Source organism: Aequitasia blattaphilus, assembly GCF_024721305.1.
In the GTDB taxonomy this organism is placed as follows: Bacteria; Bacillota; Clostridia; order Lachnospirales; family Lachnospiraceae; genus Aequitasia; species Aequitasia blattaphila.
Genome location: NZ_JAMXOD010000036.1, coordinates 1 through 15,982, shown reverse-complemented (window position 1 = coordinate 15,982; position 15,982 = coordinate 1). Strand labels below are relative to the sequence as shown.

The window sequence follows — 15,982 nt, the reverse complement described above, 5'->3', positions numbered from 1 at the left end:
CAACAACATTTTAGCAGTTTTGTGTTATAAGTGCATTTTTTATAAAGAAAATGCTTTTGTGTTTAAAGGCGGAACAAGCCTTTCTAAATCATACCATGTCATAGAGCGGTTTTCCGAGGATATAGATTTGATTTTGGATTGGAGAAAAATTATAAATAATGAGAAAAATCCTTGGGAAGAAAGGTCAAAAACCAAGCAGGATATATTTAATAAGCAGATTAATGCTGAAGCGGCAAAATTTTATAAAGGGGAATTGATTCCTGCGTAAGATTGGAGATTGGACCATTCGCTGAATGGATGCCGTTTCACGAGACAACAGTAACCCCGTTTGCAGCCGAAAAATATCCGGATATATTCTCACAAAAAGAAACTCTATAAGGACAAACATATCTGCACTTGAACGGATTGCTGGCATGATAGGTGTACCCTATAAAGCTGAAGTCAAATTGCACAATAAAACCTCATATGCTATGATAACCATACAAAATTATGGAGGTAGAATATGTATACGGTCATAATAGCAGATGATGAATATGAATTAAGAAAAGCCCTCATTGACAGTATTGATTGGAACAAGTTAGGCTTTGAAGTGGTGGGAGAGGCCGAGAACGGAGCGGTAGCACTGGAAATGGTTGAGTTACTTCAACCAGACTTATTGATTACTGACATCCGTATGCCCTTTGTATCAGGGATTGAGTTGGCCAGACAGGCCAGAGAGATACGTCCATACATGCATATTGTTTTTATCAGTGGCTTCGACGACTTCTCTTATGCCCAGAAAGCCATTCAGTACAACGTTCTTAGTTATCTGCTAAAGCCGCTGTCCTCTAAAGAAATTACTGCAGAGCTGGTTGAAATCCGAAAGAAGATTGATCTTCGTTTCGAGGAATTAAAAGGCTATCGGCAAGAGTATCAGGTTAATCAGGTAAACCAACTGCAGATGACAGAATTCCTCATGTCTCAATTATTTGATAGAACAATCAGCACATCCGGCAGAATGGAGGAAAATGATATTATCGATGAGGCGGTTGATTTAAAGCTTCTGCACTCAACGGCAAAGGATATTCATTTTCAAGTATGTGTATTAATGCTGACCAATAGCAATAAAGAAAATGTAACTGAGTTAAAGCATCTGGATTTTGTCCATGGAATCTTTAAGAAGTATCTAACCTATGGAGTAGTTTATTCTAAGCATAAACTAATAGTAGTAGCAACTGGAACCCGAAAGGATTTAAGTAAATTTATGCATCTGGTCACTACCGAATGTGTTCAGACTGCTAAGCGGGTTCTAAAGCTTGACTGCATCATGGGCGTCAGCAATATGTATAATGACTGGATCATACTAAGCACTATTTACGAGGAAGCTCTTTCCATGCTTCGGTATACCGATGAAGATGGACGGGTGCAGTATGCCTCAGATATAACCACTACCAGTCAAGAAGTATTAACCGAAGTCACCGATGAAACAATAGAAAAACTTGATCATTTAATTAAAACAGGAGCAGCAGATGAGATTGAAATTTATTTAAACAGTATTTCCCAGTCCATCGATATGAAAGAAAACAATAACCTGGATCTATTTCTCATTCATCTTTACGCCACCGTCTGCAAGTCGGTTACTGAGATTACCGGCGGAGCAGAAGCTGCCCAGTTTTTGTCACACATTTATATATGGGATAATGAGACAGTACATAAGTTTAATGAACCAATTTGGGAACAAATCAAAAAGGTTTGTATTGAAGCAAGGAATATTATTGCTGATCAGCGGCGGGAGAATTCAGAAATGCTTACGCAAAAAGCTCTGGATCTGATTAAAAATAATTATCATGATGAAGAAATGTCTATTTCCAAAGCTAGTCAGATTCTGCATATAAGCTCCAGCTACCTAAGCGCAGTGATTAAGAAGAACACCGGCAAGACCTTTGGAAATCTGCTCACTGAGGAGCGGATGAAAAAAGCCCGGGAATATCTGTTGGTTAGTTCTATGAAGGTGTTAGAGATCGCTGAGAAATGCGGCTACAGCGATACCCGATATTTTAGCTACTGTGTTAAGCGATACTATGGTGAATCGCCAAACCGGCTCAGAGAGTTGGGAAAGAACAGATAATTATGAATAGACTGGAAAAAAATCAGAAAAATAAAAAAGGATTATCCCTGCAATTTCTTGTAGCAGCGATTATGATTATGATAAGTTTGATTTTGATTTTAGTGCTATCGGTCTTTTTTATCAACCGATATGTGCAGAATATTACAGAATCAGCATTGCGTAATAGCGAGCAGGTGGTTAGTCAAACGGCTGCCACCATCGACAATATTAAAGAACAAATGGAAATCCGGATGGAACTGTTGGTTCAGGAAGTTGGGCATTGCAGCAGCCAAGAGGAAGCTCAGAAGTATATGGACAACTTTTCAGAAATGCAGCAGGATGTTGCCGGTGTATATATTTACGATTATCAAGGTGATATTCTGATTCATGGTAAAAATGGGCAGAACATAAAAGGATATGATATTAAGAATCTATCCTATGCTGAAGAACTGTTTAGCAGCAATGAAAAAATCATTCTATCCAAGCCTCATGTACAAAGCTGTTATGTGAATTATTATCCATGGGTGGTGACCATGGCGATGAAGGTTGATGTAGATTATCTGTCTGAGGCCTGCTATGTAGTAATTGATTATCAGTTCTCTTCAATCGCCACCTATATTGACAATGTTGGAGTAGGGCAGCGCGGGTATTGTTACATTATAGACCGTTATGGTGACATTATCTATCACCCAAAACAAAGGCTGATCTATGTTGGGGTCGCTGAAGAAAATATGGATGTAGTCGCTAAGCTTAAAAATGGGGAAGCTTTATTAAGTACAGATATATATTGTAAGCAAGAGATTGATAATGGGCAATGGAATATTGTAGGTGTCAGCTATGTCAATGAATTGATTGAACTCCAAGTGAAGTCTTTCAGGCTATTCGTAATGTTAATTGCTGCAGTCAGCATTGTTCTGTCAATCTTATCAAGTGCTATTGTATCAAGGAGGGTGTCCCATCCGGTTCGGTGTTTGGTAAAAGCTATGAAAGAGTTTGAACGTAATGCGGAAGCCTTTGAATATCAATCGGAAAATAGTATCCAAGAGATTAAGAGTCTGTCTGATTCGTTTTCCCATATGGTTTTTATGATTCGAGAACTGTTGCAACGGATCAAACAAGAAGAAATATCTCTTAGGAAAACGGAACTAAAGGCCTTGGAAGCTCAGATAAATCCACATTTTCTATACAACACTCTGGATTCGATACAATGGATGTGTGAACGGGGCAAAGCCGAGGAAGCAGTAGAAATGATTGGTGCATTAGCAAAATTATTTCGGATTAGTATTAGTAAGGGACGCGATCTGATTACCATCCGTAATGAGGTTCAACATGCTGAGAACTACTTAAAGATTCAAAAATTCCGGTATCGTGATGAATTTGTATACTCGTTGGAATTTGATGAAGAGATATTGGACTATTACTGCAATAAGATTACGTTGCAGCCGATTATTGAAAATTCTATCTATCACGGAATTGATACCGAAATTGAAACTGGGGAAATAGTAATTAGAGGCTGCCGGGATGGCAATGATATTATTATGCAGGTCAAAGATAATGGACAGGGGATGACGGAGGAACAAGCAGCAACTATTCTGCAAAAGGAACGTAGCGACGACAGTGGTATTGGCCTTAAAAATGTAAATGACCGAATTAAGATTTATTTCGGTGAAACATACGGAATTTCTATTGACAGTGAGTTGGACTATGGGACAACCATTTCAATCCGCCTGCCAATTGTCCGTAGTGAGGAGGACTATCGAAGTGAAAGGTAAATGTAAGAAGATAGTGGGTGTCCTGGTGGCTTTGCTGCTCCTCCTAAGCGGATGTGCGGAGCAGGAAGGATACGAGAAAAGCTATATCGCCGTCATTCCTAAATACGCTCATTCAGATTATTTCCGGGAAGTGGCAAAAGGGGTGAATATAGCAGCGATTGAATATAGTGTGACAACTTCTTTTGAAGGAGCTAAGAATGAAGAGGATTATCAGACACAGAATGATTTAATTGACCGGGCTGTAGAGGCTGGGGCTGATGCGATTGTTCTGTCGGCGATTGACTATAACAAATCGGTGGAAAGTTTGGAAAAAGCTCATAAAGCGGGGGTTAAGATTATTAGTATTGACAGTGGCGTGAACTTTGATGATGTATATCAGACCATCGAAAGTGATAATTATGAGACAGGTAAACAGGCGGCGGAAGAGATGCTGAGTCTTAGAAGGGGTGAAGTGAAAGTAGGAATTGTCAATTTCGATAAGAATTCTGCCAATGGTATTGAACGGGAGCGTGGGTTTCGGGAGCGCATGGAACAAGAAGAACGAGTTACTATTGTAGATGCAATTAACACAGTTTCCAATGTATCAGAGGCAACGGATGAAGTGGTGGAGATGTTGCAGGCTCATGCAGATATAAATAGTATGGTGGCTTTTAATGAGTTCACTTCCTTGGGTGCCGGATATGCTGTAAAAGAATTACAGTTAGGCAATCAAGTCGATGTAGTGGCAGTGGACAATAGTATCCCCTCAATTGGAATGGTGGAAACAGGAGAGATTGATAAGCTGTTGGTGCAGAATCCATTTGCCATGGGCTATCTGGGAATTGAAAGCGCAGTTAATGCAATTAAGAATGTAGAGCCCACACAAAAGCATGTATATACCAGCGCCTTGGTGGTGGACAGAAATAATTTATACGATGTTGATAGTCAGCGGTTTGTCTTTCCGTTTGATTAGCAGACACCTGTTTGAGGGAAGGTTATGGAGAAGAAAAGTAAATTGCCTTTAGTAAAGCAAAGAGTGGAATATCGACTGCGCCATCAGGATATGATTATTGATAATCATCGTTATGTAGATGAATACGCATTGTTTGAGCTGATGCGCAGCGGTGCTGTAGAGGATATGAAAACAAAGGCTGACACTCTTTGGCCTGTTTGTCCGTCAGTCATTGAAGGGAACCATAAGAAAAGTGAAGAGTATATGGCAGTAGTCTGCATCGCTGTTTCTACCCGAACTGCAATTGAAGCTGGGGCAACTACCGAAGAGAGTTTTCAGCTAAGTGATGTCTGTTTAAAAAGGATTGCTGAATGCCATACCGTGGATGAGATTATGGCGGAGCGGAGCCAGGCTTTGGTAGCCTTCACGAAGTTGGTTAGGGATTGTAAAGACCGTCGGCAGACGAATATTTATGTGGAAGATGCCAAGAAATATATTGCTGCCAACATATTTGCAAAAGTATCTTTGACAGATGTTGCCGACAATCTTGGTATTAATCCAACGTACCTCTCTCGACTATTTTCAGATTCCACGGGGATTACCTTTGTAGAGTATATCCGCCAAGAGAAGATAGAAACAGCTAAGGAACTATTGAGGTATTCTGATAAAACCATTGCCGAGATTAGCGAATATCTGAAGTTCAACTCACAGAGTTATTTTGGGAAGGTTTTTAAAGAACAGGAAAAGGTGTCGCCCAAGGTATTTCGACATCTCCACCATCCCCCAGAGTATTAAAAGGAAATGATAAAAAGGAAAAGATAACGATATACCATCAAGAGAATCTGCCTTAAGATAAGGACAGTATCTTGATGGTGTATTTTTTATATAAACAAGGAGGACAAAGACATGTTTCCAAAGGAATTTATGTGGGGCGGAGCGACTGCAGCTAATCAACATGAGGGAGCCTGGCAAGAAGGCGGAAAAGGTCCGTCGGTGCAGGATGTATTACCAAACGGAGGCCGCTCACCCAGAAGTGCCCAACCAACGCCGGACAATCTTAAACTAATTGGGAATGATTTCTACCATTGTTATGAAGATGATATTAAACGAATGGCGGAAATGGGATTTCAGATGTTTCGTATCTCGATTGCATGGAGCCGAATCTTTCCCAATGGGGACGAGATGACCCCCAATGAAGAGGGGCTGAAGTTCTACGACCGCTTATTTGCAGTATGTCATAAATATCATATGGAACCGATGGTGACCCTTTCCCATTACGAGATGCCATTGCATTTGGCAGAGCATTATAATGGATGGCTGCATCCTCAGATGATTACATTCTTTGAGCGGTATGTAACGGTAGTTTTTAAGCGATACAAAGGACAGGTAAAATATTGGCTGACCTTTAATGAGATTAACTCTATTCTGGTAACTCCCTTTATGAGCGGAGGAATTAATGCACACAAAGAAGAACTGACCAAACAGGACTTATATCAGGCGGCTCACCATCAGCTGGTAGCGAGTGCGTTGGCAACTAAAGTCGGGCATCAAATATCAGAAGATTATCAAATCGGCTGTATGATGCTGGGGATGCCTTATTATCCTTTGACGCCTAATCCCGATGACGTGATTGCGGCTATGGAAGAGGAACACCGTAATGATTTCTTCTTAGATGTACATGTGCGTGGTTATTATCCAGGCTATATTTTACGGTATTTCAAGGATAATCAGATTCAGATTCAAGTAACCAATCAGGAGCGGGAGCTTCTTACCCATACAGTTGATTTTATTTCTTTGAGCTATTATGTCAGCGCATGTGCAACGGCTGATGAAAGTAAGGCGGCTAGTGTTGGTAATCTTCTCAGTGGTATTCCTAATCCTTATTTGAAGGCTTCGCAATGGGGATGGCAGATGGATGCCAAAGGATTAAGATACACCTTGAATCAATACTGGAACCGCTATCAGAAGCCACTTTTTATTGTGGAAAATGGACTGGGACAGAAGGATGAGCTGATAGAGCAGGATGGAATCAAGACCGTTCACGATACCTACCGAATCGAGTATATGAAAGAACACATTGAACAGCTGGAAGAAGCACTTAAGGATGGAGTAGACGTTCGAGGTTATTTGACCTGGGGGCCAATTGATTTAGTCAGTGCCTCCACCGCCCAGTTCAGTAAGCGTTATGGCATGGTGTATGTAGACCGGCACGATGATGGGAGCGGCGATATGAAACGCTATCCGAAAGAATCCTTTTACTGGTATCAACGATTGATTGAATCAAATGGAGAAATAAGATGAAGGTATTAGTATTTGACTTTGGTGGAACCTTTACTAAATATTCTGTTTTAGATATAAAGCGGAGTCTATATGAGAAAGGGGTAGAGGCCTCACCTCTACAGTCACAGGAAGAGTATGTTGAATTTGTCTGTGGAAAATACACAGAACTTAGGAGGCGGCATGAGCTTATCGGTATTGCCATTAGCATGCCGGGTCTTATTGATGAGAAACGGGGATTTATTCAGACCGGAGGTTCTTTTTTTACCATGCGTAATGTGTCAATTAGAAAGCTTTTTAAAGAGCGGCTTCCGGTGCCAGTTGCAATTGAGAATGATGGTAAGTGTGGTGCATTGGCTGAATTATGGGCAGGCAACTTACAAGATGTCAGTGATGGTATCGTCCTGACCTTGGGGACTGCCCTGGCCGGTGGGATTATTAAGGATCGACAGATACATAAGGGCAGCAGTTTAACGGCGGGAGAATTTTCTTATATTATCTTAGGGGAAGAAAGAGATTTTCGCAGTACAGCCTTCTATCAGTGCAGCACCTCCTGCTTGTTGCTAAGAGCATATCTTAAGAAACACATTGATGTCAGAACTAATCCAAATTACTACGTGCTGTCTCAGATATTTGATATTGAGCAAGAATTAGCAGAGGAGGATAATACTGCTGAGTATAGTCAGGGGATTGATGGGCGCAAGTTTTTTGATATGCTGACGGCAGGAGACCGGGATATTCAAGAATTATATCAGGAGTATACTTATAACCTAGCCAAATTAATTCTGAATCTTCAGACCATTTATGCTCCAGAGAAGATTTTAATTGGTGGTGGCGTCAGTAAGCAGGAACGGTTGATTGGGGATATTTATCAGCAGTGTGAAAAGCAACAGCAATATTATCAAGGACTGATTGATATTAAAGTAGATTTAGGGCAGTGCCGACTTGGTAGTGAAGCGAATCAATATGGAGCACTTTATAATTTTTTAAACCAGTATAAAATACTCTAATAGATAAGATAGAAAATAGTATTTCTAACCCAATGAATACTATTTTCTATTTTTTTTGTGATTTTAAAATCTTATACTTATTAACATCAAGGCAGTGATAAATGCTGCCGGATATACAGGAGGAAGAAAGATGAAAATGAAGAAATTAGTAAGTGTAATGCTTGTCATTGCAATGGCAGCAATGTTGGTAACGGGTTGTAATTCCAGTAAAGATTCTGGAAGCGATTCGACCGAGGGTGAAAAGAGTAGCACTAGTGGTAATGTCCATGTATTCTATTATTCTTATGGTGATACCTTTATTTCAACAGTCAGAACTGCTTTAGATGCAGAATTAGATGATGTGGGTGTAGCATATACAGATTATGATGGCAATACCAATCAGCAGACTCAGACTGAGCAGGTACAGACCGCTCTGACCAGTGGTGCCAACCTGTTGATTGTTAACTTAGTTGAAACCGGTTCAGACGATGCAGCATACACGATTGTCAATGCAGCAAAAGAAAAGGATATTCCGGTTATTTTCTTTAATCGAGAAGTATCGGATGAAGTGGTAAACAGCTATGATAAGTGCTCCTTTATCGGAACCTTGGCAGAAGAAGCGGGGCAGATGCAGGGTGAAATGATCGGGGAATATCTGGTAGAAAACTTTGATAAAGTTGATTTAAATGGAGATGGTAAGATTTCTTATGCAATGTTCAAAGGACAAGAAGGCAATAAAGATGCTGCATACAGAACTCAGTACGCAGTAGAAGAAGCGGATAGAGTGTTAAAAGAAGCTGGAAAAGAAGCACTTTCTTTCTACGATGACAGTAATAAGAACAAATACCAGGTAGATCAAGATGGTGCATGGTCAGCCAAAGCAGCGCAGGATTATATGGCAACTGCACTTGGTAAATACAATGATGCCAACAAAAATATGGTTGAGCTTGTTATCTGTAACAATGATGGTATGGCAGAAGGAGCGATTGCGGCATTGCAGACTGTTGGTTACAACAAAGAAGGCAGCGATAAGACGATTCCAGTATTTGGTGTAGATGCAACTGAAGCAGCGAAATCTTTAATAGAAAAGGGAATTATGGTTGGAACAATTAAACAAGATGCAGAAAAGGTTGCGGAAGTTATTACCCTTGTAATGCAGAATGGTTTAGGCGGCAAAGAGGCTCTGGACGGAATCACTGATTATCCGATTGATGAAGGAGTCGCTAAGATCCGTATACCATACGAAGTATACTTAGGTGAATAAAAGGTGTACGAAGGACGCTGGCTGACAGCGTCCTTCTCCATACAGACAGGAGCGAGTTGAAAATGAGTAATGTTATCTTAGAAATGAAAAACATTAACAAAGAATTTCCCGGTGTAAAAGCCCTTGATAATGTTTCTTTCAATGTGAAAAAAGGGAGCGTGCATGCCCTTATGGGAGAAAATGGTGCCGGAAAATCAACTTTGATGAAATGCTTATTCGGAATGTATAAGCGGGACAGCGGGCAGATTTTTCTTGATGGAAAAGAAGTGGAATTCAAGAATGCCAAGGATGCTTTAGAAGCTGGCGTGGCTATGGTTCATCAGGAATTGAATCAGGCTCTGCAAAGAAATATTATGGATAACTTATGGCTGGGACGTTATCCAAAAGTAGGTAAGCTGATTACTTCAGAGAAGCAGATGTATAAAGACACACAGGCCATCTTTGAGAAGCTGCATGTTAAAGTCGATCCGAAGCGAATTATGAGTACCATGCCGGTATCTCAGCGGCAAATGGTGGAAATAGCCAAGGCTGTATCTTATGATTCCAAGATTATTGTTTTCGATGAACCAACTTCATCATTGACCGATCAAGAAGTAGAGCACTTATTTGAAATAATTAATATGTTAAAAGAGCAGGGGTGCGGAATTGTCTATATTTCTCATAAAATGGATGAGATATTGAAAATATCGGACGAAGTTACTATTATGCGTGATGGCCAGTGGGTAGCAACGAAAGATGCCAAAGGGCTGGAAATGAGTGAAATTATTAAGTTAATGGTAGGAAGAGAGTTAAGGAACCTATATCCACCTAAAAACAATGAACCCGGTGAAGTGGTTCTAAAGATTGACCAAATGACAGCCATGTATTCCCACTTGCAGGGCGTATCCATGGAAGTCCGCCGCGGCGAGATTGTCGGACTGGCGGGGTTAGATGGCTCTGGCAGAACAGAATTGTTGGAGAATCTTTTTGGGATCGCCACCAGAAAGAGCGGTGATATCTATTTAGATGGTAAAAAGATTCAGAATAAGAATTCAGTGGATTCTATCCGTAACGGATTCGCTTTGCTAACAGAAGAGAGGCGTTCGACAGGAATCTTTGGAGTGCGTAGTATCCGAGAAAATACGATTATTTCTAATCTTAAGAAATATAAGCGGATAGCAGGTCTGTTGGATAATATCCAGATGAAGAAGGATACCGATTGGGCAATAAAGTCTATGAGTATTAAGACACCAAATCAGGACACACAGATTCGATCTTTATCCGGGGGAAACCAACAAAAGGTGATTTTGGGACGCTGGCTTCTGACAGAACCGGAAGTCTTACTGTTGGATGAGCCCACCAGAGGAATTGATGTAGGTGCCAAGTACGAAATTTATCAACTAATTATTGACTTAGCAGCCAAAGGCAAATCAGTTATTATGGTATCTTCAGAAATGCCGGAGTTATTGGGAGTATGTGACCGAATTGTAATAATGTCTAATGGACGAGTTGCTGGTGAACTGTCGGCGGAAGAGGCTAATCAAGAGCAGATTATGAGCTATGCGGCCAAGTATCTATAGGAGGAGAAAAATGAGCTTAAAGGTAAAATCAAAAATTGAAGGAATTAAAGCGATGGATAAAGCAGATCAAAGAAAGTGGTTCAAGGAACTGCTAATTAATAATTCTTTGTTTATCTTTATTATCATTGCAGTTGTCTTTATTCAGATTCAAAGACCAGAGTTCCTGGGGAAAGAATCTATTGTAAATATTATCTCGTTATCAGCGGCAGCTATGCCTCTGGCGTTGGGAATTGCTGGAGCCATTATACTGACCGGTACCGACTTATCAGCTGGCAGAATTGTAGGATTGACTGCTTGTGTGGCGGCATCATTATTGCAAATGAGTGACTATGCTAACAAGATGTTTCCTAATCTACCTGAGATTCCGGTCTTAGTTGTCTTTGTGGGAGTTGTTCTTATGGGAGCATTTATTGGCGGTCTCAATGGCACATTTATTGCCAAGTTGAACTTGCATCCTTTTATTGTTACCTTGGCAACTCAGCTGATGCTATATGGAATCATCTTAATGTATCTGATGAATGGAAACAATAATGGTCAGGCAATATCAGGCTTGGATGAAAAGTATACGAATCTGATTAAGGGAAGCCTCTTCTCTGTTGGCAGTACACCGGTACCGAACTTTGTGTTATTTGTGATTGTGCTAACGATTGTCATGTGGGTTGTATGGAATAAAACGGAATTTGGTAAGAATATGTTTGCGGTAGGAGCAAACGCGGAGGCAGCCAATGTATCTGGTGTGAATGTTGGCAGAACGATTATTAAAGTATTTCTTTTGGCGGGGGCTCTGTATGCTGTTTCCGGCTTCATTGAAGCAGCCCGAATCGGCTCCAACTCAGCCAATACCGGATTTAACTACGAAATGGATGGGATTGCTGCTTGTGTGATTGGTGGTGTTTCATTTGTTGGTGGGATTGGTAAAATCAGTGGTGTTATTATGGGTGTAGTTCTACTGAAACTAATCTTTGTTGGATTGAGCTTCCTAAGTGTTAGTGTAAATATGATTTACATAATTAAAGGACTTATTATTCTGGTAGCTTGTGCAATTGATATGAGAAAATATTTGGTACGTAAATAATTAGGGAGAAGAAGAATGTTATCAGTATTCTAAAAATCTGGAGGTGGCGAAGTGGAAATGAAATTACAGTGGCTAGACGATCCGGAGACGTTCCGGGTTAATCAACTGGCAGCGCATAGTGACCATATGTATTACCGTAATGAGGCAGAAGCAATCAGAGGTGATTCTTCTTATTCAAAAAGCTTAAACGGAGAATGGAGGTTTTGTTATGCAGAAAACGCCAAAGAACGACCGGCGGATTTCTTTCAGGTGGATTATGATGATAGCGGTTTTGATACAATTACTGTACCGGGTCACATTGAACTGGCCGGGTATGATAAAATCCATTACATTAATATGATGTACCCGTGGGAAGGACATATTTTTCGGCGTCCTCCCCATAGTCTGAAACGAAGTGAGAATAAAAAAACTTTATTCAGTGAAGCAGAGTACAATCCCGTAGGCTCTTATGTTCGGGAGTTCGATCTTGATGAGGCATGGCAGGGGGAACAGATTCGTATTCATTTTGCTGGGGTGGAACAGGCATTTTATCTCTGGTTAAATGGCGAGTTTGTAGGTTATGCGGAAGATAGCTTTACACCATCAGAGTTTGACCTGACTCCTTATATTAAGGAAAAGGGAAATCGTCTGGCAGTAGAAGTGCATAAGCGCAGTACGGCGGCATTTTTAGAGGATCAGGACTTCTTTCGCTTTTTTGGTATCTTCCGTGAGGTGAAATTATATGCAATACCTAAGCTGCATCTGGAGAATCTGTGGATTAAGCCGCTAGTAAATGAAGATATGAAATCAGCGAATTTGGATATAGAATTTACCTTTGCTTCTTTATTGGAGCAATCTAGCGGAATACTAGACTGCTATATGAAAGATAGTGAAGGTGAGATTATCTGGCGTCAGTCATTAACTGTGAATGAAAAGAAGTTAACTATTAATCATGCGTTTGAAGAGGTCCATTTATGGAGTAATGAAAATCCATATTTGTATGAATTCTGTGCAGAGATTAAAGATGGACAAGGTGATGTGATTGAATTTGTACCATATCAATTTGGTTTTCGGCGGATTGAAATTAAGAATAAACAGATTCTGCTTAATGGAAGTAAACTTATTATTAATGGAGTGAACCGTCATGAATGGGATGCTCATACAGGAAGATGTATTGGATTGGATCAGATGGAACAAGATATAGATATTATAAAAAAGAATTATATTAACTCCATTAGAACTTCACATTATCCAAACCAGATTCCGTGGTACTATCTTTGTGATAAAGCCGGACTTTATGTCATGGCTGAGGTGAATATGGAAAGCCATGGTTCCTGGCAGAAGATGTGGGCGGTTGAACCTTCTTATAATATCCCGGGCAGTGTACCACAATGGCGAGAAATGGTAGTTGACCGAGCCAGAACGAACTTTGAAGTGCTTAAAAACCATACTTCCATCTTATTCTGGTCCTTGGGGAATGAATCGTATGCCGGTGAAAATATCAAGGCTATGCACGATTTTTATAAAGAAGCTGACTCACAACGGTTGGTTCATTATGAAGGAGTGTATCAGAACCGGGAATACGAGGATGAGATTTCAGATGTAGAGAGCAGTATGTATGCGCCGCCGGAAGAAATTAGGGAATACCTGAGTAACCATCCCAAGAAACCCTATATCATCTGTGAATATATGCATTGTATGGGTAATTCCCTAGGTGGGATGAATTCTTATATGGAGTTGTTGGATGAATTCGATAATTATCATGGCGGGTATATTTGGGATTATGTTGACCAAGCCTTATTGGTGCACGATGAAATATCCGGCAAGGAAGTAATGCGTTACGGCGGAGATTTTGAAGACCGACCGTCTGATTATGAGTTCTCCGGAAACGGAATCTTATTTGCCGACAGAACAGAAAAACCAGCTATGCAGGAGGTGAAATATTATTATGGAAAATACTCTTAAGTTAATCTTTGGTGATGCAAATCTAGGTGTGGCAGGAGCTGATTTTCATTATATCTTTTCTTATGCAAGAGGTGGACTGGAATCCTATGTAGTCAAGGGAACCGAGTGGATGTATCGAGTTCCCCGTCCATGTTTCTGGCGGGCAACCACTGACAATGATCGGGGATGTGGTTTCTCAGCGAAGTCCAGTATGTGGATGGGGGCTGATATGTTCTCTTATTGTGAGGATTTTAAAGTACGGGTAGATGGGCAGGATATTGTCAAACCATCTGCTCCGGAGAATAATAAATACACTGGGGCAGAGACAGCAGATGAGTTAGAGATAACCTTTATATTCCGGACCACCACTGTTCCTGCAACAACGGTAGAGGTTACATATAGAATAGAAGCAAGCGGTGATATCACCATTCAAACCCTTTATCATGGGGTAAAGGGTTTGCCTCAGCTACCTGCTTTTGGAATACGTTTCACCCTGTGTCATTTGGCTAAGAAGTTTCGATATGAGGGTATATCCGGTGAAACTTATCCAGACCGCAAAGCAGGAGGGGATAAGGGAGCGTTTGAAGTGATGGGGCAGCCGGTCACCCCTTACATTGTTCCACAAGACTGTAACATGCATATGGATACGAAATGGGTAAAACTATATGGAGCTGGTCATAGCACATTGTGTCTTAAAGCGGCTGATCAATCGTTTGCCTTCTCCAGCATTCCCTACACAGCATTGGAATTAGAGTCAGCTACACATCAGGAGGAACTGCCGTTGCCGCGCAGAACCATCTTAACGGTATTGGGGAAGGTCCGTGGTGTGGGCGGAATCAATAGTTGGGGAGCTGATGTGGAACATGCATATCATATTAGTGCAGAAGAAGATATTCAATACTCATTCAAATTAGTGAAAAGCGAATCAATGTAAAGACGGACAAAATAACGCCCTAACACTCTTGCTAGAACAAACGAACTCTTTTTTTGTATACGATTACAAAAAGAGTTCGTTTGTTTTTTCTTGACAAAAAATGTCGAGAGGTATATATTGATAATTAGATTATCGATAATCTAATTATCACAGGGGGGATTATAATGTCGAAACCAGATCACTCAATAGATCAAAGACTTTTAGATAGTGCAAAAGAAGAATTTCTTGCCAATGGATTTGAAAAGGCATCGCTGAAAATAATTTGTGAAAATGCCGGTATTACGACAGGAGCACTGTACAAAAGGTATACGGGAAAAGAAGAACTATTCAATGCTGTTGTTGCTGAGACCCTTTCAGCTCTCAATGATTTTGTTGCGGCGAAAACCCAAGTGGATGAAAAGTTTTTGTCGGACAACGAGTTGATAGCGGCTTGGGACATGGGTGAGCCTGTTATGATGGGGTGGTATCGATTTCTTTACGCCCAAAAAGATGGTTTCTTTTTGCTCATTCGATGCTCTGCTGGGACACGATATGCAGATTTCCAGCATGACTGGGTGGATAATATGACCGGGAAAACGTATAACTATTTTCTGGAGGCCTACAAAAGAGGGCTTGCACATACAGAGATATCCAGAAAAGAAATGCATATCCTGCTTACAGCATTTTGGGCAACTATATATGAGCCATTTATCCATGGCTATACATGGGATGAAATCGTTGCGCATTGTAAGATTGTCTGCAACCTTTTCAATTGGAATCGTGTACTTGGTTTTGAGGAACTCGGGTAGGTCATTTTAGAAAGTGACCACCCATAATTTTTTCTACATAGGTTAGCTAATGCTAACAATCTAAAGGAGGTACTACTTTGCTAAAAAAGGTATTGGAGTATGCCGGTGAATATAAAAAATATACATACAGAGCTGTTATATCGATGTTCATTGGACTCATTATGAGTGTTGTTCCCTTTTATCTGCTTTTCAAAATTATTAAACCATTGCTTGTAGGAGAGGAATTAACCCTTCAAACAGGTCTATTGCTCGCCGCCGGAATTGCTCTCTGCGTTATTCTGCATGGAGTGTTCTATGTCCATGGGTTGGAACTATCCCATGTGAGTGCTTTTAACAAAAACATCAAGAATTCTCCTTCCTCTATAGGGAGTGAGATGAATTGAT

Annotated in this window: 14 protein-coding genes; all 14 read left to right on the top strand. The window is 40.6% G+C overall.

Annotated elements, in window-relative coordinates; genetic code table 11:
- On the top strand, positions 1–268 hold a 268-nt coding region (locus NHH15_RS14840), incomplete at its 5' end, for a nucleotidyl transferase AbiEii/AbiGii toxin family protein (protein WP_262067432.1).
- Between the two features lie 234 nt (positions 269–502).
- Entirely contained in the window at positions 503–2,107 is a 1,605-nt protein-coding gene (locus tag NHH15_RS14835) for a response regulator transcription factor (RefSeq protein WP_262067431.1), read from the top strand.
- A 2-nt stretch (positions 2,108–2,109) separates the two neighbouring features.
- Complete coding sequence (locus tag NHH15_RS14830) at positions 2,110–3,858, top strand: cache domain-containing sensor histidine kinase (protein WP_262067430.1); 1,749 nt, start codon at positions 2,110–2,112, stop codon at positions 3,856–3,858.
- The gene (locus tag NHH15_RS14825) at positions 3,848–4,810 is read left to right on the top strand and encodes a substrate-binding domain-containing protein (RefSeq protein WP_262067429.1); all 963 of its coding nucleotides are present in this window, start codon (positions 3,848–3,850) and stop codon (positions 4,808–4,810) included. The genes NHH15_RS14830 and NHH15_RS14825 overlap by 11 nt, the downstream gene beginning before the upstream one ends.
- A 24-nt stretch (positions 4,811–4,834) precedes the next feature.
- Positions 4,835–5,584 (top strand): helix-turn-helix transcriptional regulator, encoded by a 750-nt coding sequence (locus NHH15_RS14820; protein ID WP_262067428.1) that lies wholly within the window; start codon positions 4,835–4,837, stop codon positions 5,582–5,584.
- Between the two features lie 111 nt (positions 5,585–5,695).
- On the top strand, positions 5,696–7,090 hold the full coding sequence (locus NHH15_RS14815; RefSeq protein ID WP_262067427.1) for a glycoside hydrolase family 1 protein: 1,395 nt from the start codon (positions 5,696–5,698) through the stop codon (positions 7,088–7,090).
- Positions 7,087–8,076: an ROK family protein gene (locus NHH15_RS14810; RefSeq protein WP_262067426.1), complete on the top strand. Its 990-nt coding sequence runs from the start codon at positions 7,087–7,089 to the stop codon at positions 8,074–8,076. Before NHH15_RS14815 ends, NHH15_RS14810 begins: the two co-directional genes overlap by 4 nt.
- Positions 8,077–8,206: 130 nt before the next feature.
- A complete protein-coding gene (locus tag NHH15_RS14805) occupies positions 8,207–9,319 on the top strand; it encodes a galactose ABC transporter substrate-binding protein (protein ID WP_262067425.1) in 1,113 nt (370 codons plus the stop codon).
- Positions 9,320–9,381: 62 nt separating this feature from the next.
- Positions 9,382–10,878 carry a sugar ABC transporter ATP-binding protein gene (locus NHH15_RS14800; RefSeq protein WP_262067424.1) on the top strand — a complete coding sequence of 499 codons (1,497 nt, stop codon included), beginning with the start codon at positions 9,382–9,384 and terminating at the stop codon, positions 10,876–10,878.
- 10 nt (positions 10,879–10,888) lie between these two features.
- Positions 10,889–11,953, top strand: a complete 1,065-nt coding sequence (locus NHH15_RS14795; protein ID WP_262067423.1) for a galactose/methyl galactoside ABC transporter permease MglC — start codon at positions 10,889–10,891, stop codon at positions 11,951–11,953.
- A 51-nt stretch (positions 11,954–12,004) separates the two neighbouring features.
- A complete protein-coding gene (locus tag NHH15_RS14790; RefSeq protein WP_262067422.1) occupies positions 12,005–13,897 on the top strand; it encodes a glycoside hydrolase family 2 TIM barrel-domain containing protein in 1,893 nt (630 codons plus the stop codon).
- A complete protein-coding gene (locus tag NHH15_RS14785) occupies positions 13,881–14,810 on the top strand; it encodes a beta-galactosidase small subunit (RefSeq protein WP_262067421.1) in 930 nt (309 codons plus the stop codon). The genes NHH15_RS14790 and NHH15_RS14785 overlap by 17 nt, the downstream gene beginning before the upstream one ends.
- Positions 14,811–14,974: 164 nt before the next feature.
- The gene (locus tag NHH15_RS14780; protein WP_262067420.1) at positions 14,975–15,598 is read left to right on the top strand and encodes a TetR/AcrR family transcriptional regulator; all 624 of its coding nucleotides are present in this window, start codon (positions 14,975–14,977) and stop codon (positions 15,596–15,598) included.
- 77 nt (positions 15,599–15,675) lie between these two features.
- Complete coding sequence (locus NHH15_RS14775; RefSeq protein WP_262067419.1) at positions 15,676–15,981, top strand: hypothetical protein; 306 nt, start codon at positions 15,676–15,678, stop codon at positions 15,979–15,981.
- Position 15,982: the final 1 nt, after the last annotated feature.